Below are 20,134 nucleotides of genomic sequence, written 5' to 3' on the forward strand. Positions count from 1 at the left end.
TGATCAGATCGGGCAGCCTGCGGACATGCCCGGAAGAAAGGACCTCCTTGATGTCGACGTCGCGCGTGACGCCTGACCGCCACCATGTTGTTGTTGTCGGTGCCGGCTTCGGCGGGCTCGAAGCGGTGCACCGCCTCGCCGGCGCGCCCGTTCGCATCACGATCGTGGACCGGCGCAATCACCATCTGTTCCAGCCGCTGCTGTACCAGGTGGCGACCGCGGCGCTGACGACGTCGGAAATCGCCTGGCCGATCCGGCACCTGCTGCGCGCCCGTCCCGAGGTCACGACGCTGCTGGCCTCCGCCGAGGGCGTGGACAAGGAGGCGCGGCACGTCATCCTCGACGACGGCTCGACGCTGGCCTACGACACGCTGGTGCTCGCCACCGGCGCCCGGCACGCCTATTTCGGTCATGACGACTGGGAACGGTTCGCGCCCGGCCTCAAGACGCTCGAAGACGCGACCACCGTCAGGCGGCGCATCCTCGTCGCCTTCGAGCGGGCGGAGCGGGAAGCCGATCCCGCGCGCCGGGCGGCTCTGCTCACCTTCGTCATCATCGGGGCGGGGCCTACCGGCGTCGAGCTTGCCGGCACCATCGCCGAGCTCGCCTATGTCACGCTGGTCAGGGATTTCCGCAACATCGACACGCGGCAGGCGCGGGTGGTGCTGATCGAGGCGGGGCCGCGCGTGCTCCCGGCCTTTACCGAGGATCTGTCCGCCTATGCGCAGCGCTCGCTCGAAAAGCTCGGCGTGGAGGTCGCGCTCGGCCAGCCGGTCACCGCCTGCACGGCGAGCGGCGTCACGTATGGCGGCGAGGCGCTCGACGCCGCCACCATCATCTGGGCGGCGGGCGTGCAGGCTTCGCCGGCGGCGCAATGGATCGGCGCCCCCGCCGACCGCGCCGGGCGCGCGCAGGTCGAGCCGGATCTGACGGCGCCGGGACACCCGGAGATCTTCATCATCGGCGACACGGCGAGCGTCACTGCTCCGGACGGCAAGCCCGTTCCCGGCATCGCGCCCGCGGCGAAGCAGCAGGGCGAGTATGTCGCGGCGACCATCCGGCGCCGGCTCGCGGGCGGCGCGGCGGGCGCGCCTTTCCGCTATCGCCATCAGGGAAGCCTCGCCACCATCGGCAAGCGGCTCGCGGTGATCGATTTCGGCCGGTTCAAGCTGCGCGGCGCGCTGGCGTGGTGGATCTGGGGGATCGCCCACATCTACTTCCTGATCGGCGTGCGCAACCGGTTGAGCGTGGCGCTGAGCTGGCTGTGGATCCATACGCGCGACCAGCGCAGCTCCCGGCTGATCACGCAGGGCAACGCCGCCGTCACCCCGCCCCGCGATCCGGCACCGTGACAGGACGCGATCCGATCCCGAGCGATCGGATACTGCCCTGACGCTATTGCGCTGCACAATATTTAGATACACGTGCCCGGAATTTGGACCTTGATCTTGTCGCTAAACTGATTCTATACTGCATATATCGCCAGATCATAAGCGATCGGGCGACGATATCAGGGCAATGTAGCCCCTCTGTTCATTCGTCAATGGAGACGTGAGCAGAGGGGTTTTTTGTTTTTCGCATCGGAGAAATAGCGGAAAAGAAACCTGACGTTCTGACACGACAACATAGCGGCGCTTCGCGCCGAAGCATGATCCGGAAAGTGGATGCCGCTTTCCGGAAGAGGTCATGCTCGACCGAACGGGCCCAAGCGCGCAGTGCGGACAGGCCCCATCCCCGGCGGCAGCCATTCGCCCGGGGAAGAAGCGTGAAGCAATCGTCGGCAGGGAGAGGCCGGCAATATCAACGAGATAGAGCATCGAACCGGGAAACGGACACCGTTTCCGGCTGAATGCGATGCATGGACAAACCGTGAGACAGGGCGGCGGCCGTGGCTTCGCTCCGAAGTCCGCCGCTCCGGCGCAACGCTGCCTGCAACAGGCGACATAACGAGGGGAACAATGAGACGGCGTACATTTCTAAAGGGGCTCGGCGCGGCCGGATCCCTGACGGTGGCGGCTGGCCTGTCGGCTCCCGCCATCATCACCCGCTCGCAGCCCGCTTTCGCGGCCAACGGCGAAATCCCGGTCGGCCTGCTGTTCTCGCTCACCGGCGATGTCGCCGTGGTCGAGCACACGCTCCACGACGCGGCCCTGCTCGCGATCGAGGAGATCAATGCCGATGGCGGCATCAACGGCTTGAAGATAAAGCCATTCATCGAGGACCCGGCGTCGGACCCGGCGACCTATGCCGACCGGGCGCGCCGCCTCGTGATCCGCGACAAGGTCGTCAGCCTGTTCGGCTCCTACACGTCGTCGAGCCGGCAGGCGGTGCTGCCGGTCGTGGAGGGGCGCCAGAACCTCTACTGGTATCCGACGCTCTACGAGGGGCGCGAATGCTCGCGCAACGTGATGTACGGCGGCGCGGTGCCCAATCAGCAGCAGCAGGAACTCATCCCCTGGCTGGTCAAGAATTTCGGCGGCCGTTTCTATCTGATCGGCAATAATTACGTGTATCCGCGCGAAGAAAACAACGTCGTGAAAATCCTGCTGAAGGAGCTCGGCGGCGAGGCGGTGCACGAGGAATACGTGCCCATGGGCCACGCCGATTTCAGCTCGGTCATCAACCGCATCCGCTCCCAGCAGCCCGATGTGGTGTTCTCGACCCTCGTCGGCGATTCCGACGTCGCCTTCGCCCGCCAGTACCACGCGGCGGGGTTCGATCCGGAGAAGACCCCCGTCGTCAGCCTGACGCGCTCGGAGATCGAGGTGCGCGCCATCGGCGGCGAGGCGGCGGCCGGCCATCTCGGCTCCGCGCCCTACTACATGGCGCACAAGTCGCCGGAGAACGAGCGCTTCGTGGCCGCCTACAAGAAACGCTGGGGCGACGACCAGGTGACGCATTTCGTGTCCGAGGCGGCCTATTTCCAGGTCTACCAGTTCAAGGCGGCGGTCGAGAAGCTCGACCCGAAGGACATCGCGCCGCTCGCCATCCGCGATGCTGCCGTGGGGATCACCTACAAGGCGCCGCAGGGCGAGGTGCTGGTGGACGAAAACCTCCACACGCATCTGTGGCCGAAGATCGCGCGCTGGAGAAGCGACGGACAGGCGGAAGTGCTGGTGGATTCCGCCCAGCGCGTCGCTCCGGAACCGTACTGGGCCTATCCGGGCGAGACCTGTACGGGCCAGGGCCTGGCCCGGGGCTGAGGCAACACGGCCGAGGGGCGCGGGCCCGCGCCCGCGCCGGACATGCCGACCGGCCGACGATCCGCTCGTCGCGAACCGGCGCATGCCTGCGGCATGCGGCAGAGGCCGCGCGCCTTCGCCAACCGAAAACGGAACCACAACGCATGGACGCATTTCTCAACCAAGCTTTTGCCGGGCTGAGCATGGCCTCGATCCTGCTGATGATCGCGCTCGGCCTGGCCATCATCTACGGCACCATGGGCGTCATCAACCTGGCGCACGGCGAGTTCGTCATGCTCGGCGCCTACGCCGCCTGGGCCCTGCAGAGCCGGCTCGGTTTCAGCATCCTTGCCAGCCTGCCCTTCGTCTTCCTGGCCATCGCCGGTGTCGGCTGGCTCGTGGAGCGCCTCGTCGTCCGGCGCCTGTACAGCCGCCCGCTCGACACCATCCTCGCGACATGGGGCATCGGCATCGTGCTGCAGCAACTGGTGCGCATGGGCATCGGGCCGGAATCCCGCTTCGTCGGCACGCCGTCGATGTTTCAGGGCAATCTGGTCATCGGCAACGTGGTGATGTCGAACTACCGGCTGTTCGTCCTCACCGCCGCGGTCGCGGTGCTGTGGGGCACGTGGGCGCTGCTGACCAGCACCGAGTTCGGCCGCAAGCTGCGCGCCGTCATCCAGGACCGCGAGATCTCCGAGTGCTACGGCATCCGCGCCGAACGCGTCTACAGCATGGCCTTCGCCTACGGGGCGGGCCTTGCGGGGCTCGCCGGGGCGCTGATCGCGCCGCTCGTCAACACGGTGCCGTCGATGGGCACGTATCTGGTGGTCGACGCCTTTCTCGTCGTCATCATCGGCGGGGTCGGCAGCCTGCTCGGCACGGCGTTCGCCTCGGGCGCGGTGGGCGAGGCGACGGCCTTCTTCTCCATGCTCATGAACGACACGCTCGGGCGCATCGCGGTGCTCGTCGGCATCATCCTCATGATCCGCTTCCGGCCCAACGGCCTGTTTCCGCAATACGTGCGCCGTTGAGGAGGCGAGCATGAACCGCACCAATCATCTCGACCTGCCGGGTTATCTGCTCTTCGCCGCCATCATCCTGCTCGCCGTGCCGATGCTGCTCGGCTTCGACGGTTTCGAGCTGAACACCTTCGCGCGCTATCTGGCGCTGGCGATGGCGGCGGTCGCGCTGGCGCTCTCGTGGGGCAACGCCGGCATCCTCAACCTGGGGCAGGCGGCGACGTTCGGCATCGGCGCCTACATCATGGCCATGCACCTGAAGCTGCGCAACAGCGCCGGCAACCCCGGCGGCATGCCGGATTTCATGGGCTGGACCAATGTCGAGGCGCTGCCGTGGTTCTGGAAGCCCTTTCATGCGCTGCTGCCGACGCTGCTCGCCGGGCTTCTGGTGCCGGCGCTCGTCGCCGGCGTCATCGGCGCCTTCATGTTCCGAGGCCGGGTGACGGGCGTGTTCGTGGCCATCATCAATCTCGCGTTCCTGGTGGCGCTGCAGCTTCTGTTCATCGAGGAGCAGCGCTTCACCGGCGGCGAGAACGGCCTCACCGGCCTGGCGCCGCTCGAACTCTTCGGCTGGACGGTCGACAACTACAGTGCCGAATTCTACTACCTCGTCGCCGGGTCGCTGATCGCCGTGCTGGCGCTGGGGTTCGCGCTGGTGCGCAGCAAGGTGGGCCTGATCCTGCGCGCCATCCGCGACGACCAGATGCGGGTGCGCTATTTCGGCTACGACGTCGCGCTCTACGAGACCTTCGTCTTCTGCGTCTCGGCCGCGATCGCGGGCTGGGCCGGCATGCTCTACGTGCTGGTGCTCGAATTCGCCTCGCCGACCTACATGGGCGTGAACTTCAGCCTCGCCATCGTCATCTGGTGCGCGGTGGGCGGGCGCGAGTCGCTGCCCTGCGCGGCGGTGGGCGCCATCCTCGTCAACCTGCTCGAAGGCCGCCTGTCGGACCTCTTCGTCGAAGGCTGGCTGCTCATTCTGGGCCTCTTGTTCATCTTCTTCGTGCTGTTCCTGCCGCGCGGCATCTACGGGCTGCTGCGCGGGGCCGTGGGCGCGTTGTCGCGCATTCTCGCCGGGCGCAACCTGCCTGTGCCGGCGAGCCTGAAGGAGGCGGGCAAGGAAGGGATCGTGTCATGAACCTGCTCGAATTGCGCGACCTCGGCGTCCAGTTCGGCGGCCTCAAGGCGGTGAACGGCCTCACGCTGGACATCCGCCTCGGCGAACTGCGGTGCTTCCTCGGCCCCAACGGCGCCGGCAAGTCGACGGTGCTCGATCTCATCTGCGGCAAGACGAAGGCGACGTCCGGGCGGATCGTGTTCCAGGGCATCGACATCACCTCGCTCAAGGAATACCGGCGGGCAAGGCTCGGCATCGGGCGCAAGTTCCAGGTGCCGTCGGTGTTCAAGGAGCTGACCGTGCTGGAGAACCTCGAGGTCGCGCGCTCGCAGAAGCCCGGCCTCCTGCACGCGCTCGGCATCTTCTCGACGCCGATCCGCGGCCGCGTCAAGGAGGTGCTGGAGCGGGTCGGCCTCATCGGCCACGTCGACACGCGCGCCGGCAACCTGTCCCACGGCCAGACCCAGTGGCTGGAGATCGCCATGCTGCTCGCCCAGGGCAGCAAGCTGATCCTGATGGACGAGCCCACCGCCGGCATGACCATCCAGGAAACCCGCAAGACCGCCGACATCTTCAACGCGCTGAAGGGCGAGCACACGCTGATCGTGGTCGAGCACGACATGCAGTTCGTCCGGCAGGTGGCGGAACGGGTGACGGTGATGAACCGGGGCAGCGTCCTTGCCGATGGCTCCATCGCCGAGATCGAGGCGGATGAGCGCGTCAAGGCCGTCTACCTCGGTCATTGAGAGCCATTGAAAGGAGAACGCTCATGCTTCAGGCGCAGAACCTCTTTTCGTACTACGGCAAGAGCCCGATCCTGCAGGACATCGGCTTCTCGCTCGCGCCGGGCAAGCTGCTCGCGGTGCTCGGCCGCAACGGGGTGGGCAAGACCACGCTGATGCGCTCCATCATGGGGCTCACGGATCGCCTCGAAGGCCGGCTGCGCTTCGACGGCCACGACATCGCGCGCATGCACACCAACGACCGGGCGGAGCTCGGCATCGGCTACATCCCGCAGGGCCGGGCGATCATCCCCCGCTTCACGGTGCGCGAGAACATCGTCATGGGCACCTACGCGCGCCGCGACGGCAGGCGCACCATCCCGGAGCTCGTCTTCGAGCTGTTCCCGATCCTGCGCGAGTTCCTCGACCGGCGCGGCGGCGACCTGTCGGGCGGGCAGCAGCAGCAGCTCGCCTTCGCGCGGGCGCTGGCGATGGAGCCGAAGATGCTCATCCTCGACGAGCCGACGGAGGGCATCCAGCCCAACATCGTCCAGCAGATCCACGACGTGATCGTGCGGCTCAACCGCGAGATGGGGCTCACCATCGTGCTCGTCGAGCAGAACGTGCCCTTCGCCCGGCGGGTGGCGGACCAGTTCGTCGTCATCGACAAGGGGCGCGTCGCCGTCGCCGGGGCCTGCGCGGAGCTGACGGACGAGATCGCCGACCGGCACCTGACTTTCTGAATTCGCGCCGGCCCGCAGCCGCCCCGTACCGGAACGAGGCACGGGCAGGCGCGCGTATCCCGACCAACTACCGGAGGAGAAGACCATGAGACACGGTGATATTTCCAGCAGCGACGATACCGTCGGCGTGGCGGTCGTCAATTACGGGATGCCCCGGCTGCACACCCGCGAGGAAGTGCTCGACAACGCCCAGAAGATCGCCGACATGATCGTCGGCATCAAGAAGGGCCTGCCGGGCATGGACCTGATCGTGTTCCCCGAATACAGCCTGCAGGGCATCATGTACGACCCCGGCGAAATGTTCGACACGGCGGTGAGCGTGCCCGGCCCCGAGACGGAGATCCTGGCGCGCGCCTGCCGCACGGCCAACACCTGGGGCATATTCTCGCTCACCGGCGAGCGCCACGAGGACCATCCGCGCCGCAACCCCTACAACACGCTCATTCTCGTCGACAACAAGGGAGAGATCGTCCAGCAATACCGCAAGATCATTCCGTGGTGTCCCATCGAGGGCTGGTATCCCGGCGGCAAGACCTACGTCTCGGAGGGGCCGAAGGGCCTCAAGGTCAGCATGATCATCTGCGACGACGGCAACTATCCCGAGATCTGGCGTGACTGCGCCATGAAGGGGGCGGAGCTGATCGTGCGCTGCCAGGGTTACATGTATCCCGCCAAGGCGCAGCAGGTCGCCATGGCGCAGACCATGGCCTGGGCCAACAACAGCTATGTCGCGGTCGCGAACGCGGCCGGCTTCGACGGCGTGTACAGCTACTTCGGCCATTCCGCCATCATCGGCTTCGACGGGCGCACGCTCGGTGAATGCGGCGAGGAGGTGAACGGCATCCAGTATGCGCAGCTCTCGATCAGCCAGATCCGGGATGCGCGCGCCAACGACCAGTCGCAGAACCATCTGTTCAAGCTGCTGCACCGCGGCTACACCGCCACCCACGCGGCGGGCGACAGCGACCTCGGCGTCGCCGACTGCCCGTTCGAGTTCTACCGCACCTGGGTGAACGATGCCCAGAAGGCGCGCGAACAGGTGGAGGCGTTCACCCGCACCACCGTCGGCACGGCCCAATGCCCGGTCGGCAGCCTGCCGAACAACGCGAAGGAAAAGGCGGCCTAGAGCGCTTTCCGATCAAATGGAATCATTTGATCGATCAGAATTCGCTCAAAATAAAAGATTTGCAGAGTGTGACCTGATTGCGTGAAATCGGGTCACGCCCGGCCATCCCGCGATCGCGGAAGGCGGGTCACTGCCTTTCGCGCCATTCCCGGCCCGAGACGATCCGCATGCCGTGCGCCCCGTGCCGGCGCGGACGAGGACAATGCGACATGCCGTTTCTGAATGACATGCTGGCCGACACCGAGCGGCGCCGGCGCGACATCGCCGCCTTGCAGACGGAAACCCTGGCGGGGGACGACATCGTCCGCGCCCATCTGGCCGTCAACGGCGCGCCCCGGGGACCAGACAGCCGTTTCAGCTTCGATGTCGAGCTGATCGCCCGCCAGTTGCGGCACGACATCATCGGCCAGGACGATGCGGTCGAGGCGGTGGTCAACATGCTGCACGTGGTGCGCGCCGACATCGCCGATCCGCGCCGGCCGCTGTTCACGGGGCTCCTGCTGGGGCCGACCGGCGTCGGCAAGACGGAGCTGGTGCGGGCGCTGGCGCGCGCCATGCACGGCGACGCCGACGCCGTCTGCCGGGTCGACATGAACACGCTGGCACAGGAGCATTACGCCGCCGCCATCGCCGGCGCGCCGCCGGGCTACGTCGGTTCCAAGGAGGGGCGCACCATCCTCGATCAGGCGAAGGTGGAGGGCACGGCGCGGCTGCCGGGCATCGTGCTGTTCGACGAACTGGAGAAGGCGAGCCCCGAAGTGGCGCTGGCGCTGCTGAACATCTTCGACAACGGCATCCTCACCACGGCGTCGGGGGAGCGGACGTACTCGTTCCGCAACGCGATCATCTTCATGACCTCCAACCTCGGGGCGGAGAAGCTGCGCCGGGAGGCGGAAATGGCGACGCGGCCCTGGCGCAGGCTGCTGCCGCAAACGGCCGGCCAGCGGCGCGCCAGGGCCGACGCCATCGCGAAGGCGGCGCTTTTGAAGAAATTCCCGCCCGAGTTCGTCAACCGCATCGACCACATCGAGGTGTTCAACTGGATCGAGCAGGGCGTGGTCGACGACCTGATCGCGCTGGAAATCGAGAAGCTCAACCGCCGCCTTGCCCGGCACCGCTGCCGGATTGATCTGGCCCCGGATCTACGCAACTATATCCGCCGACACGGATTCGACAGGCAGTTCGGCGCGCGTTCCCTGCGGCGGGCGGTCAGGCGGTATGTCGAGATCCCGTTCGCACGTTTCCTGCTCACGGAGGGCATAGCGCCACAGGAGAACGGTCTGCCCGCCAGCTTTTCCGCCAGGCTGGGAACAGGGCAGGCGGAGTTTGTTTTGATGCCGGAATAACGGATAGACGTTCATGACAGCGAGCCGAAACGAAGAAAACTGGAAAATCGGCGTGCTTTTCTCCGATACGGGCGTGACGACCGTCATCGAGAAGTCCCAGAAGATGGGTGCACTGCTGGCGATCGCCGAAATCAACGCGGAGGGCGGCGTCGACGGGCGTCTGCTGCAGCCTGTCAGCTACGACCCGGGCTCGATTCCCGTCGAATACGGCCGCCTCGCCGAGAAACTCATCGTCGAGGACGGCGTGAGCGTGATCATCGGCTGCTACATGTCGTCGGCGCGCAAGGAGGTGCTGCCGATCATCGAGCGCCGCAACGCCCTGTTCTTCTACCCCACGCTCTATGAGGGGTTCGAGTATTCGCCCAACGTCATCTACGGCGGGGCCTGTCCCAACCAGAACAGCGTGCCGCTCGCCATCTACCTGATGGAGAATTACGGCCATCGCTTCTACTTCGTGGGATCGGACTACATCTATCCGCGCGAGTCGAACCGGGTGATGCGCAACATCGTGCGCCAGGGCGGCGGGGAGATCGTCGGCGAGCACTATCTGCCGCTCTCGGCCACCAAGGCCGACTTCCACGCCCTCCTCGGCGACATCGCCGGGAAGGGCCCGAACGTCATCTTCTCGACCGTGGTCGGCGAGGGCACCATCAATTTCTACACGGCCTATCACGAGGCCGGCGGCGATCCCGCCACCCTGCCGATCGCGAGCCTCACCACCAACGAGGCCGAAGTCCACCGCATCGGCGCCGCCGCCTCCGCCGGCCATATCACCGCCGCCCCCTATTTCCGCAGCATCGACACGCCGGCGAACCGGCGGTTCCTGGAGAGCTTTGTCGCGCGTTTCGGGTCCGAGACGTCGGTGACGAGCTGCTGCGAGGCGGCATATTTCCAGGTGCACATGTTCGCGCAGGCGCTCAAGCGCGTGCGCACGCTCGATCCCGACAGGCTGCGGGAGACGCTGCTCGGCTCGACCTGGGAAGCGCCGCAGGGCTCCATCAAGATCGACCCCGACAACAACCACACCTATCTCCATTCCCGCATCGCCAAGGTCGACGCGGCGGGTGAATTCATCGTCGAGCGCGAGGTCGTCCGGCCGATCAAGCCCGATCCCTATCTCGTCAGTCCCGATCTCAACGACCGCCGCTTCAGATTGCAGGAGGCTTCAGGTTACTGGTTGGTCAATCAAAGATAAGACAGGTTCAATTGTCCCCGGGGAACAAGTATGACAGATCTGATTAATGATCTGCGTAGTCTGAATGTGCTCGTCCTGCATCCACGTGGCGCGGACGCCGATGATCTTATCCAGCAGCTCAACCGCATCGGGTGCAATGTGGAGGCGATCTGGCCCTTGCCGGAGGTCCTGCCGGGCAATGTCGACGTCGTCTTCATCGAGATCAACGAGGCGATGCCGCCATCGGTGCACAAGCTGCTGTCCGCGCGTCCGGACACGACGCCGACGCTCATCGGCCTGATCAGCTATGAGAACCCGTCCGTGCTGCAGGGCCTGCTCGACCTGCGGATCCACACGGTCGTCAGCAAGCCCCTGCGCGCCTTCGGCATCATGAGCAGCATGCTGATGGCGCGCCGGATCTGGCACGAGAAACGCGAGGACTTCCAGGCGCGCGAGAAGCTCAACCTGAAGCTCGAACATCTCCAGATCATCAGCGAGGCCAAGTTCGTGCTGATGCGCCACCACAGCATCAACGAGAAGGACGCCTACAAGATCATCCGCTCGCACGCCATGGCGCGCCGCACCTCCACCATCGAGATCGCCACCGCCATCATCAACGCCGACGGCCTGCTCAGCAACCTGCAGCCGAGAAAATAGAGCGGCGGATATTCAAACGGAATCGCACTGCCGCTCTATCTCTTTGATTGTGCATCAAATTTAACCAAGAAGCGCACGCGCTTCTTGGTTTGATGCTGTAGCCTTCACCGGCCGGAGGCGGCGATATCGAACGCCATCTGCCAGAAATCCGCCTCAAGGCGCGAGGCCTTGGCGAAGATGCCGACGAGTTCGTCGAACCGCCGCTCCGTCAGCGCGTGTTCGGCGAGACGGTCGATGTGGGCGATGGCCGCCTGCGCTGCTTCCTGAAAGCCCTCGCCGGCGTATTCGCCGATCCACTCCCGGTAGGGATGGCCGGGAGCGGCGGCGAGCGCGGGTTCGAGCCGCTTGCCGATCTCCGCATAGCCGATCACGCAGGGAGCGAGCGCCACGTGCAGATCGAGCAGATCGCCCGCGATGCCGCAGTCGAGCACATACCGCGTGTAGGCCACCGTCGCCTGATGTTCCGGCGCGGCCTCGAGGTCGGCCGGGGAGAGGTTCCAGCGCTCGCACAGGCGCACATGCAGCCCCATCTCGTCCATGATGACGTTGAGCGCCGTCTGGGCGGTGCGCATGTCCGCGAGCGTCCGGCTCTTGTAGATCGCCAACGCATAGGCGCGCGCGAACTGGATCAGGAACAGGTAGTCCTGCACGAGGTAGCTCCGGAACACGCTCTCCGGCAGGGTCCCCGTTTCCATCTGGCGGATGAAGGCGTGATCGACGTAGCGTGTCCAGTCCTTGATGGCCGCGGCCTTCAGGCGTTCGAAAACGGTCATGTCAACGGCTCCGTTACACGTCATAGGCGGCGTCGAAGAACGCGCGTTCGAGCCCCACGGCGCGGCGGAAGAAATCGTGCGCCGTTTCGCTGGCCTGCGGCCCGACGCGGTCCAGCTCCCCGCGCAGGAACCCCACGAAATCGCGGAAGAACGGGTTGTCGTGCAGCGTGATCCATTCGGCATGGACGAAATTGTCCGGCAGCGGTTTCGGGGCGCGGGACGCCCAGTCGAGATAGAGCCACTCCGCCACGACCAGCACGGAGAGCACCGCCGCGTAGTCGCGCGTGGCGGCGGCTTCCTGCATGATGGCCTTGAAGCCTGCCGTCGGCGCGGTGTCGGGCGCCTCTGTGCGCTGGGCCTCGCTGACGCCGAGCGCCTCGAAGGCGCGCAGGAAGTAGGTGTTTTCCTCGCCGGACACCATGCCGGCGAACCGGCCGAAGCGCAGCCGCGCCTCGAAGCTGTCGGCGGTGGCGATCGCAGCGCCCAGCAGCGTCAGGAAACTGTCGAGAAAACGGTGATCCTGAATCAGATAGTTGGCCATCACACCATCGGGAACGGTCCCGTCGAACAGTTCCTTGACGAAACGGTGCTCCACGGCCTGCGACCAGGCCTGCCCGTTCGCGGAACGGAGGATTTCGGTGAAATCATCGCTCATGAGGCGTCTCCTCTTCTGGTGATCATGGTTCGGCGGCGTCACGGATCGTCGCGGCCTGCCGGGCGACCTCGACGACGTTGAGGCTGAGGGCGAGATCGGCGCCCGCGAGTTCGTCGAGCGTGAACCATCGCGCCTCCAGCGCGTCGTCCGCCGCGACGGGCTCGCCCGCGACCCACCGGCAGAGGACGGCGATGAGGACGAAATGCCGGCGTAGCCCGCCGGCCGCGTCGCGGTCGAAGACGTCGACGGCGCCGAAGACGCGCCGCGCCTCGCCGCGCACCCCCGTCTCCTCCCGCAGTTCGCGCAGGGCCGCGTCCTCGATGGTTTCGCCGTGATCGATCTTCCCGCCCGGAAAGCCCCACAGGCCCGCGTCGGGCGGGTTCGCCCGCCGCACGAGCAGCGTCCGGCCCTCGTGCAGCACGACGGCGATCACCGCCGCGACGGGACCGCGCCGGGGCTCTGGGGGGGAGAAATGGGGATCAGCTTCAGTCATCGCGTCTCATCGGAGCACACCCCTCGGTAAAATCCTTCATAGCATGGAGTCCGCGAGGGGGTAGGGGATTCGAACCTCAGCGGGCCGGAATGCGGTTGCCTTGCTGTCGATGTGCCTGCATATTGTCATGATTGACTCCAAAATTGAATTGTTATGCATCATGACATCCCTTCCGGCCTCACGCGTCGCCGATTCCGAGTCCGATTCCACGGCATCTGCCGCTTTCGGCGGCGATGGCGAGGCCTGGTGCCCCACGCTGACGCCGCGCCGCGGCCTGACGAAACACCGGCTGCTGACGGAGCGGATCGTCGCCGATGTCGAATCGGGCCTGCTGCCCCCGCGCACCCGCATGCCGACGCATCGTGATCTGGCGCGCAGGCTCGGCGTTTCGGTGCAGACGGTCAGCATCAGCTACAAGGAGGCGGAACGGCTCGGCTTCCTGATCGGCGAGGTGGGGCGCGGCACTTTCGTGCGCAACCGCGTCACCGAGAAGGCGGACCGCTTCATGCTCGACCGCAACAGCGGCGACAGGGCGGACCTGTCCATCGTGCGCTGCGTCTACGCGCCGGAGCACGAGGAGGCCATGCGCCGCCTGTTCGCCGCCATGGCCAGGGAGGACAACAGTCCCTTCATGCAGCCCTGCCGGCCGATCGTCGGGCTCGACGCCCACCGCGCCGGGGCGCAGCGCTGGCTGACGGGGCTCGGGCTCAGCGTGCCGCAGGAGCGCATCATCGTCACCAACGGCGCCGCGCACGGGTTGTTCCTCGCCTGCGCCGCCCTGCTGCGGCGCGGCGACGTGGTTCTGACCGAGGAATTGACCGACCACGGCATCATCGGCCTTTCGAGCCTGCTCGGCTTCACCCTGCGCGGGCTGCCGGCCGACCGGGAGGGGGTGATCGTCGAGGCGTTCGAGGCCGCCTGCCGGTCGGGCAAGGTGGCGGCGCTCGTCATGGTGCCGACGCTGGGCAATCCCACGAGCCACGTGGCCGGGGCCGAGCGGCGGCGGGCGATCGCGGACGTCGCGCGCCGCCACGGCGTATACGTCATCGAGGACGAGGTCTACAAGCCGCTGCTCGCGGAAGCGCTGCCGTCCTACGCGGACCTGCTGCCGGACCTCGGTTTTTTCGTCACGAGTTTCACCAAGTCGGTGATGACCGGCCTGCGCGCCGGTTATCTGGTCGTGCCGCAGCAATACGCCGTCAAGGTCGCGAGCATTCTGCGCGTCACGAGCTGGAGCGCGACCTATCTCGCCGCCGAGATCGCCACCCGCTGGATCGACGACGGCACGGCGCGCTTCCTCCTCGACGTCCAGCGGCGGGAGATCCGCGCGCGGCAGACCGTCGTGCAGGAGGTGCTGGGGCCTTTCATCGCCGGCAGCCATCCGCTGTCGCCCAGCGCCTGGCTCAAGGTGCCCGACCACTGGAGCGAGGACGGGCTCGTGCGCCAGCTTGCGCGCAACAACGTCGCCGTGACGGCTTCCGATCCCTTCGTGTCGAGTCCGGAACGGCCGGTCGGCGGCATCCGCATCTGCATCGGCGGCCATCTCTCGTCGGCCCGCCTGCGGCAGGTGCTGACGACCGTCCGCGCCACCTTCGAACAGCTGCCGCCGGTTCACGGCGTCGACATGTTCGACTAGCATCTTGGTTCGACGCGTCTTCTGCACGCGAACCGGTGTCCACCTGGCCCGAAAACGCCATGGGACGAAAAATTGTAATGATTTAATGTATTGATTGACATGATAATTGAACTGCGCAACCATTGCTTCAATAATGAAAGCAGAGGGTGCGGAGCATGCCAATCCGTTATGGACCCGGCTCCGGCGAGGATATCGCGCTCGCCCGGCGCCAGCTCGCCGGGCATGTGCGGGAGACCGGACTCAAGCCGTCGCCGAGTCTGTCGCATCGCGTGGGGCAGATGGTCGGGCTGAAGCTCGAAAACCGGCAGTTGACGGGCAGTTTCAAGATCAGGGGCGCGACCTGCGCCATTCTGCGCCTCGACGAGGACCGGCGCCGGCGCGGCCTCGTGACGGCGTCCACGGGCAATCACGGCCGCGCCGTGGCCAGTGCCGCCCGCGCGCAGGGCGTGCGCGCCGTCGTGTGCATGTCGCGCCTCGTGCCCGCCAACAAGGTGGCGGCGGTGCGCGAGCTCGGCGCCGAGGTGCGCATAATCGGCGCATCCCAGGACGAGGCAATGCGGGAAGTCGCGCGTCTCGTGCACGAGGAGGGGCTGACGGTCGTTCCGCCCTTCGATCATGCGGACGTGATCGCGGGTCAGGGCACGGCCGGCCTCGAAATCGCGGAAGCAATGCCCGATGTGGCGACCGTTCTGGTGCCGCTATCCGGCGGCGGGCTGGCCGCCGGCGTCGCGGCCGCGGTGCGGCACAGGCGTCCGCAGGCGACGATCGTCGGCGTGTCCATGCGCCGCGGCGCGGCCATGGCGGCCAGCCTGAAGGCCGGCCATCCCGTCGAGGTGCGCGAGGAGGAGACGCTCGCCGACTCGCTCGGCGGCGGCATCGGCCTCGACAACCGCTACACCTTCGCCCTGTGCCGCGATCTGCTCGATGACGTGGTGCTGCTCGACGAGGACGAGATCGCGGCGGGCATCCGCCATGCCTTTCACGACGAGGGCGAGATCGTCGAGGGCGCGGGCGGCGTCGGCATCGCGGCGCTTCTGGCGGGCAAGGTCAGGCCGCAGGGGCCGACCGTCGTGCTGCTGTCGGGCGCGAATATCGACGCGGAACTGCACCGCAAGATCGTCTCGGCGGCAGCCGGCAGCAACGAAGACGACAGCAACGAAGACGGGGAGGACGATCATGGCTGACATGCTGGTGTTGACCGAGGCCGACCTGCGCCGCGTGGTCAGGCTCGATGCCGATGCGGTGGATTGCGTCGAGGACGCCTTCCGGGCGCTGGCGACGCGGGCCGTGGCGATGCCGCCCGTGCTGCGTCTCGACGTGCCCGAGCATCGCGGCGAGGTGGACGTCAAGACGGCCTACGTCCCCGGGCTCGACAGCTTCGCCGTCAAGATCAGCCCCGGCTTCTTCGACAATCCGCTGCACGGCCTGCCGAGCCTCAACGGCCTGATGGTGCTGCTGTCGGCGCGCACGGGGCTCGTGGAGGCGCTGCTGCTCGACAACGGCTACCTCACCGACGTGCGCACGGCGGCGGCGGGCGCCGTCGCCGCCCGGCATCTGGCGCGCCCCGACGCGCGCGTCGCCGCCATTCTGGGCGCCGGGGTACAGGCGCGGCTCCAGCTCGAGGCGCTGGCGCTCGTGCGCCCCATCGCCGAGGCGCGGCTGTGGGCGCGCGACCCCGCCAGGGGACAGGCCGCGAGCGCGGCGCTGACGCGCGACCTCGGCTTTCCCGTGACATTCGTCGCCGACGCCCGGGCGGCGGTCACGGGCGCCGACGTCATCGTCACCACCACGCCCGCGACCGAGCCCGTCCTGCGGGCGGAATGGGTCTCTCCCGGCCAGCATATCACCGCCATGGGGTCGGACTCGGGCCACAAGAACGAGATCGACCCGGCCCTGTTCCGCAAGGCGACCTATGTCGCCGACAGCCTGTCGCAGACGCGCGTGCTGGGCGAGCTGCGCCATGCGCTCAACGCCGGCGTCGTCGCCGACGATGCCGGCTTCGCCCAGCTCGGCGAGGTGGTCGCGGATCCGTCGTTCCGGCGCGCGGACGACGCCGTCACCCTGTGCGACCTCACCGGCACGGGCGTGCAGGACACGGCCATCGCGCGCCTTGCCTACACGCGCGCCCGCGCGGCCGGCGCCGGCGTCCGTTTCGATACAGGCGGCGAAGAGGGGCAAAACGCCGCCGCGCCTCCGGCGTGACCAACGATCATCAGGGAAACATTCGCGACATGTCTCATCAGTCCGGCTTCACCGAAGACGAATACGCCGCCCGCCTCGCCCGCACCCGCCGCGCGATGGAGAAGGCGGGAACGGACCTGCTCATCGTCACCGATCCGTCCAACATGCACTGGCTGACGGGATACGACGGCTGGTCGTTCTACGTGCACCAGTGCGTGCTCGTCGCGCCGGGCGGCGAGGTGTTCTGGTACGGCCGCCAGCAGGACGCGCGCGGCGCGCAGCTCACCGCGAACCTGCCCGACGCCAACATCCTGAGCTATCCCGACCATTACGTGCAATCGACCGAGCGCCACCCCATGGACCTCTTGGCGCAGATCATCGCCGACCGGGGCTGGGCGAGAGCGCGGATCGGGGTCGAGCTCGACAATTACTATTACAGCGCCGCCGCCGACGCGACGCTGCGCAAGCACCTGCCCGACACCCGCTTCAGCGACGCCACCTATCTGGTGAACTGGCAGCGGGCGGTCAAAAGCCCGGCGGAAATCGACTGCATGCGCAAGGCCGGCAAAATCGTGGCGAAGATGCACGAGCGCATCGTCGCGGTGATCGAGCCGGGGATGCGCAAGTGCGATCTGGTGGCGGAAATCTACGACGCCGGCATCCGCGGCACGGACGACTTCGGCGGCGACTATCCGGCCCTCGTGCCGCTGCTGCCCTCGGGCGAGAACGCTTCCGCGCCGCACCTGACGTGGGACGACGCGCCGATGCGCGCCGGCGAGGGAACGTTCTTCGAGATCGCCGGCTGCTACCGCCGCTATCACTGCCCGCTGTCGCGCACGGTGTTTCTCGGCAAGCCGGACCAGCGCTTCCTCGACGCCGAGAAGGCGACGCTGGAGGGCATGGACGAGGCGCTCGCCGCCGCCCGCCCCGGCAACACCTGCGAGGACATCGCCACCCGCTACTTCGCCACGCTGGAGCGCCACGGCTTCGTCAAGGACAACCGCACCGGCTATTCGATCGGCCTGAGCTATCCGCCGGACTGGGGCGAGCGCACCATGAGCCTGCGCCGCGGCGACCGCACCGAGCTGCGGCCGGGCATGACCTTCCATTTCATGAGCGGCCTGTGGCTCGACACCATGGGGATCGAGATCACCGAGAGCATCCTGATCACCGAAAGCGGCGTCGAGTGCCTCGCCGACGTGCCGCGCCGCCTGTTCGTGAAGGATTGAGGCCATGACGGACCGACCGGCTCCATCCCCCGTCACGCCCACCGTCGATCTCGACGGCACCGGTGCGCAGCACGGCTTCCTGCGCCTGCCCTACAGCCGCGACGACAGTGCCTGGGGGTCGGTGATGATCCCGATCGCCGTCATCGGCGACGGCGACGGCCCCACGGCGCTGCTGACCGGCGGCAACCACGGCGACGAATACGAGGGACCCATCGCCCTGTTCGAGCTCGCCCGCGAGCTCGATGCGCGCGCGGTCAAGGGGCGGGTGATCATCCTGCCGGCGATGAACTACCCGGCGTTCCGCGCCGGCACGCGTACCTCGCCCATCGACCGGGGCAATCTCAACCGCAGTTTCCCCGGCAATCCCCGCGGCACCGTCACCGAGAAGATCGCCGATTTCGTCACCCGCCATCTGGTGCCGCGGGCGGATGTCGTGCTCGACTTCCATTCCGGCGGCCGCACGCTCGATTTCCTGCCCTACGCGGCGGCGCACGAACTCGACGACAAGGAGCAGGAGCGCCGCTGCTTCGCGGCGGTGGCGGCGTTCGCCGCGCCCTATTCCATGCGCATGCGCGAGATCGACGCGGTCGGCATGTTCGACACCGCCGTGGAGGCGATGGGCAAGGTCTTTGTCACCACGGAACTGGGCGGCGGCGGCACGGCGTCGGCCCGCACGGCGGCGATCGCGCGCCGGGGCGCGCGCAATCTGTTGAAGCACGCCGGCATCCTCGCCGGGGAACCGGAAGGCGCGCCCGGCGCGTTTCTCGACATGCCCTCTGCGGATTGCTTCGCTTTCGCCGAGAGCGCGGGGCTCGTGGCCTTCCGCAAGGATCTCGGCGAGCCGGTATCGCGGGGCGAGGTGGTGGCGAGCATTGGCGCCATCGACCGCACCGGCGCGCCCGCGCAGGTGGTGCGCGCGTCGTTCGACGGCATTCTGGCGGGGCGGCATTTCCCCGGTCTCGTCCAGCAGGGCGATTGCCTGTTCGTCATCGCGTCGCTGGAAGGCTGACGCGGCAAACTTGAAAGCGTGGCCGGAGTTCCCGGCCTCCCAACGACAACCAGAGGAGCTGACAATGCAACAATCGACCAAGAAGCAAGCGACCAAGAAACAATCGATCACCTGGAAAAAGTTGGTTTCCGGCGGCATCGCCACGCTCGTGCTGGCGGCGGTGGCCGTCGCGCACGGCGGGACGGCCGCGGCCCTGACTCTGGAGGAGGTCAAGAAGCAGGGCTATATCCGCGTCGCCACCGCCAACGAGGTGCCCTACGGCTTCATGAAGGAGGACGGCACCGCTGCCGGCATCGGGCCGGAGGTCGCCATCGCCGTGCTGAAGACGCTCGGCATCGAGGAGATCAACTGGACGGTGACCCCCTTCGGCACGCTCATTCCCGGCCTCAAGGCCAACCGCTGGGATTTCGTCGCGGCCGAGCAGAACATCTCGCCCGAGCGCTGCAAGCAGGTCAGCTTCAGCGAGCCGAATTCGAGCTACGGCGAGGGGCTGCTCGTCAAGGCTGGCAATCCGAAAGGGCTCACGACCTATGCCGATGTCGCCAAGGACCCGTCGCTGCGGGTCGCCGTGGTGTCGGGCGCGAACAACATAGACTTCCTGCGCGCGGTCGGCGTCGACGACGGCCAGGTGGTGTTCATCCGTGCCAACGCCGATGCGCTTGCGACCGTGCAGAGCCGTGCCGACGCCTATGCGGCGACGGAGCTGACGGTGTTCAACCTGGCCAGGGGCCAGACCGCCGTGGAGCAGGTGAGCCCCTTCACCGACCCGGTGGTGAACGACAAGCCGGTGCGCAACTACGGCGGGTTCTCGTTCCGGCCGGAGGACAAGGAACTGCGCGACGCCTTCAACGAGGCGCTGGTGGCCTTCCGCAAGACGGATGAATACCGCGAGATCCTGAAGAGCCACGGCCTCAGCGAGGAGAGCATCGAGGCCGCGCAGGCGGTGAACGTCGAGCAGCTCTGCGCCGGCGGCTGACGCCGCGTCGTGACGGGCAAGGCCGCGGGCGCATCGCGCCGTCCGTAGCCGTGCCGCGCGTTTCTGTGCTGCAAGTCTCATCCTCTGCAAGTC

At 67.1% G+C, this 20,134-nt stretch carries 19 protein-coding genes; 16 read left to right on the forward strand and 3 right to left on the reverse strand.

Annotated features, from left to right (window positions below):
* Positions 1-50 precede the first annotated feature (50 nt).
* The 10 genes from ACUSIJ_RS12520 (at position 51) to ACUSIJ_RS12565 (ending at position 11,089) form a co-directional block, all read left to right on the forward strand.
* Positions 51-1,352 carry an NAD(P)/FAD-dependent oxidoreductase gene (locus ACUSIJ_RS12520; RefSeq protein WP_449308734.1) on the forward strand — a complete coding sequence of 434 codons (1,302 nt, stop codon included), beginning with the start codon at positions 51-53 and terminating at the stop codon, positions 1,350-1,352.
* A gap of 606 nt (positions 1,353-1,958) precedes the next feature.
* Complete coding sequence (locus ACUSIJ_RS12525) at positions 1,959-3,203, forward strand: transporter substrate-binding domain-containing protein (RefSeq protein WP_449308735.1); 1,245 nt, start codon at positions 1,959-1,961, stop codon at positions 3,201-3,203.
* A 143-nt stretch (positions 3,204-3,346) separates the two neighbouring features.
* Positions 3,347-4,216 (forward strand): urea ABC transporter permease subunit UrtB, encoded by an 870-nt coding sequence (gene urtB, locus ACUSIJ_RS12530; protein ID WP_449308736.1) that lies wholly within the window; start codon positions 3,347-3,349, stop codon positions 4,214-4,216.
* A 10-nt stretch (positions 4,217-4,226) separates the two neighbouring features.
* Positions 4,227-5,342: an urea ABC transporter permease subunit UrtC gene (gene urtC, locus ACUSIJ_RS12535; protein ID WP_449308737.1), complete on the forward strand. Its 1,116-nt coding sequence runs from the start codon at positions 4,227-4,229 to the stop codon at positions 5,340-5,342.
* Positions 5,339-6,067: an urea ABC transporter ATP-binding protein UrtD gene (urtD, locus tag ACUSIJ_RS12540; protein ID WP_449308738.1), complete on the forward strand. Its 729-nt coding sequence runs from the start codon at positions 5,339-5,341 to the stop codon at positions 6,065-6,067. The genes urtC and urtD overlap by 4 nt, the downstream gene beginning before the upstream one ends.
* Positions 6,068-6,090: 23 nt before the next feature.
* Positions 6,091-6,786: an urea ABC transporter ATP-binding subunit UrtE gene (gene urtE, locus ACUSIJ_RS12545; RefSeq protein ID WP_449308739.1), complete on the forward strand. Its 696-nt coding sequence runs from the start codon at positions 6,091-6,093 to the stop codon at positions 6,784-6,786.
* 85 nt (positions 6,787-6,871) lie between these two features.
* A complete protein-coding gene (locus tag ACUSIJ_RS12550; protein ID WP_449308740.1) occupies positions 6,872-7,912 on the forward strand; it encodes an aliphatic amidase in 1,041 nt (346 codons plus the stop codon).
* A gap of 209 nt (positions 7,913-8,121) precedes the next feature.
* Positions 8,122-9,258: an AAA family ATPase gene (locus ACUSIJ_RS12555; protein ID WP_449308741.1), complete on the forward strand. Its 1,137-nt coding sequence runs from the start codon at positions 8,122-8,124 to the stop codon at positions 9,256-9,258.
* 13 nt (positions 9,259-9,271) lie between these two features.
* Positions 9,272-10,453, forward strand: coding sequence for a transporter substrate-binding domain-containing protein (locus tag ACUSIJ_RS12560; RefSeq protein ID WP_449308742.1), 1,182 nt, complete (start codon positions 9,272-9,274; stop codon positions 10,451-10,453).
* Between the two features lie 30 nt (positions 10,454-10,483).
* Entirely contained in the window at positions 10,484-11,089 is a 606-nt protein-coding gene (locus ACUSIJ_RS12565) for an ANTAR domain-containing response regulator (RefSeq protein WP_449308743.1), read from the forward strand.
* Between the two features lie 104 nt (positions 11,090-11,193).
* On the opposite strand, the gene tenA is transcribed toward ACUSIJ_RS12565, so the two are convergent.
* Genes tenA through ACUSIJ_RS12580 form a run of 3 tightly spaced genes read right to left on the reverse strand, consistent with a single transcriptional unit; the run spans position 11,194 to position 13,010 of the window.
* Positions 11,194-11,862: a thiaminase II gene (tenA, locus tag ACUSIJ_RS12570; RefSeq protein WP_449308744.1), complete on the reverse strand. Its 669-nt coding sequence runs from the start codon at positions 11,860-11,862 to the stop codon at positions 11,194-11,196.
* 13 nt (positions 11,863-11,875) lie between these two features.
* Complete coding sequence (locus ACUSIJ_RS12575) at positions 11,876-12,517, reverse strand: TenA family protein (protein WP_449308745.1); 642 nt, start codon at positions 12,515-12,517, stop codon at positions 11,876-11,878.
* Positions 12,518-12,539: 22 nt separating this feature from the next.
* Positions 12,540-13,010, reverse strand: a complete 471-nt coding sequence (locus tag ACUSIJ_RS12580) for an NUDIX hydrolase (RefSeq protein WP_449308746.1) — start codon at positions 13,008-13,010, stop codon at positions 12,540-12,542.
* Positions 13,011-13,170: 160 nt separating this feature from the next.
* Between ACUSIJ_RS12580 and ehuR the strand changes: the two genes are divergently transcribed.
* From ehuR to ehuB, 6 genes are all read left to right on the forward strand, one after another.
* Positions 13,171-14,646, forward strand: coding sequence for a MocR-like ectoine utilization transcription factor EhuR (ehuR, locus tag ACUSIJ_RS12585; protein ID WP_449308747.1), 1,476 nt, complete (start codon positions 13,171-13,173; stop codon positions 14,644-14,646).
* 155 nt (positions 14,647-14,801) lie between these two features.
* Positions 14,802-15,830: a hydroxyectoine utilization dehydratase EutB gene (gene eutB / locus ACUSIJ_RS12590; RefSeq protein WP_449308748.1), complete on the forward strand. Its 1,029-nt coding sequence runs from the start codon at positions 14,802-14,804 to the stop codon at positions 15,828-15,830.
* Complete coding sequence (gene eutC, locus ACUSIJ_RS12595) at positions 15,823-16,848, forward strand: ectoine utilization protein EutC (RefSeq protein ID WP_449308749.1); 1,026 nt, start codon at positions 15,823-15,825, stop codon at positions 16,846-16,848. The genes eutB and eutC overlap by 8 nt, the downstream gene beginning before the upstream one ends.
* 29 nt (positions 16,849-16,877) lie before the next feature.
* A complete protein-coding gene (gene doeA / locus ACUSIJ_RS12600) occupies positions 16,878-18,056 on the forward strand; it encodes an ectoine hydrolase DoeA (RefSeq protein WP_449308750.1) in 1,179 nt (392 codons plus the stop codon).
* A 4-nt stretch (positions 18,057-18,060) separates the two neighbouring features.
* On the forward strand, positions 18,061-19,065 hold the full coding sequence (gene doeB / locus ACUSIJ_RS12605) for a N(2)-acetyl-L-2,4-diaminobutanoate deacetylase DoeB (RefSeq protein WP_449308751.1): 1,005 nt from the start codon (positions 18,061-18,063) through the stop codon (positions 19,063-19,065).
* Between the two features lie 64 nt (positions 19,066-19,129).
* Positions 19,130-20,041, forward strand: coding sequence for an ectoine/hydroxyectoine ABC transporter substrate-binding protein EhuB (gene ehuB, locus ACUSIJ_RS12610; RefSeq protein WP_449308752.1), 912 nt, complete (start codon positions 19,130-19,132; stop codon positions 20,039-20,041).
* The last annotated feature ends 93 nt before the right edge of the window (positions 20,042-20,134 follow it).

The sequence above is a fragment of the Pseudochelatococcus sp. B33 genome, assembly GCF_053570585.1.

Bases quoted from the DNA above. Each gene is read 5' to 3' on its own strand.
- ACUSIJ_RS12520 (WP_449308734.1), top strand. From the start codon at position 51: ATGTCGACGTCGCGCGTGACGCCTGACCGCCACCATGTTGTTGTTGTC.
- ACUSIJ_RS12525 (WP_449308735.1), top strand. From the start codon at position 1,959: ATGAGACGGCGTACATTTCTAAAGGGGCTCGGCGCGGCCGGATCCCTG.
- urtB (WP_449308736.1), top strand. From the start codon at position 3,347: ATGGACGCATTTCTCAACCAAGCTTTTGCCGGGCTGAGCATGGCCTCG.
- urtC (WP_449308737.1), top strand. From the start codon at position 4,227: ATGAACCGCACCAATCATCTCGACCTGCCGGGTTATCTGCTCTTCGCC.
- urtD (WP_449308738.1), top strand. From the start codon at position 5,339: ATGAACCTGCTCGAATTGCGCGACCTCGGCGTCCAGTTCGGCGGCCTC.
- urtE (WP_449308739.1), top strand. From the start codon at position 6,091: ATGCTTCAGGCGCAGAACCTCTTTTCGTACTACGGCAAGAGCCCGATC.
- ACUSIJ_RS12550 (WP_449308740.1), top strand. From the start codon at position 6,872: ATGAGACACGGTGATATTTCCAGCAGCGACGATACCGTCGGCGTGGCG.
- ACUSIJ_RS12555 (WP_449308741.1), top strand. From the start codon at position 8,122: ATGCCGTTTCTGAATGACATGCTGGCCGACACCGAGCGGCGCCGGCGC.
- ACUSIJ_RS12560 (WP_449308742.1), top strand. From the start codon at position 9,272: ATGACAGCGAGCCGAAACGAAGAAAACTGGAAAATCGGCGTGCTTTTC.
- ACUSIJ_RS12565 (WP_449308743.1), top strand. From the start codon at position 10,484: ATGACAGATCTGATTAATGATCTGCGTAGTCTGAATGTGCTCGTCCTG.
- tenA (WP_449308744.1), bottom strand. From the start codon at position 11,862: ATGACCGTTTTCGAACGCCTGAAGGCCGCGGCCATCAAGGACTGGACA.
- ACUSIJ_RS12575 (WP_449308745.1), bottom strand. From the start codon at position 12,517: ATGAGCGATGATTTCACCGAAATCCTCCGTTCCGCGAACGGGCAGGCC.
- ACUSIJ_RS12580 (WP_449308746.1), bottom strand. From the start codon at position 13,010: ATGACTGAAGCTGATCCCCATTTCTCCCCCCCAGAGCCCCGGCGCGGT.
- ehuR (WP_449308747.1), top strand. From the start codon at position 13,171: ATGACATCCCTTCCGGCCTCACGCGTCGCCGATTCCGAGTCCGATTCC.
- eutB (WP_449308748.1), top strand. From the start codon at position 14,802: ATGCCAATCCGTTATGGACCCGGCTCCGGCGAGGATATCGCGCTCGCC.
- eutC (WP_449308749.1), top strand. From the start codon at position 15,823: ATGGCTGACATGCTGGTGTTGACCGAGGCCGACCTGCGCCGCGTGGTC.
- doeA (WP_449308750.1), top strand. From the start codon at position 16,878: ATGTCTCATCAGTCCGGCTTCACCGAAGACGAATACGCCGCCCGCCTC.
- doeB (WP_449308751.1), top strand. From the start codon at position 18,061: ATGACGGACCGACCGGCTCCATCCCCCGTCACGCCCACCGTCGATCTC.
- ehuB (WP_449308752.1), top strand. From the start codon at position 19,130: ATGCAACAATCGACCAAGAAGCAAGCGACCAAGAAACAATCGATCACC.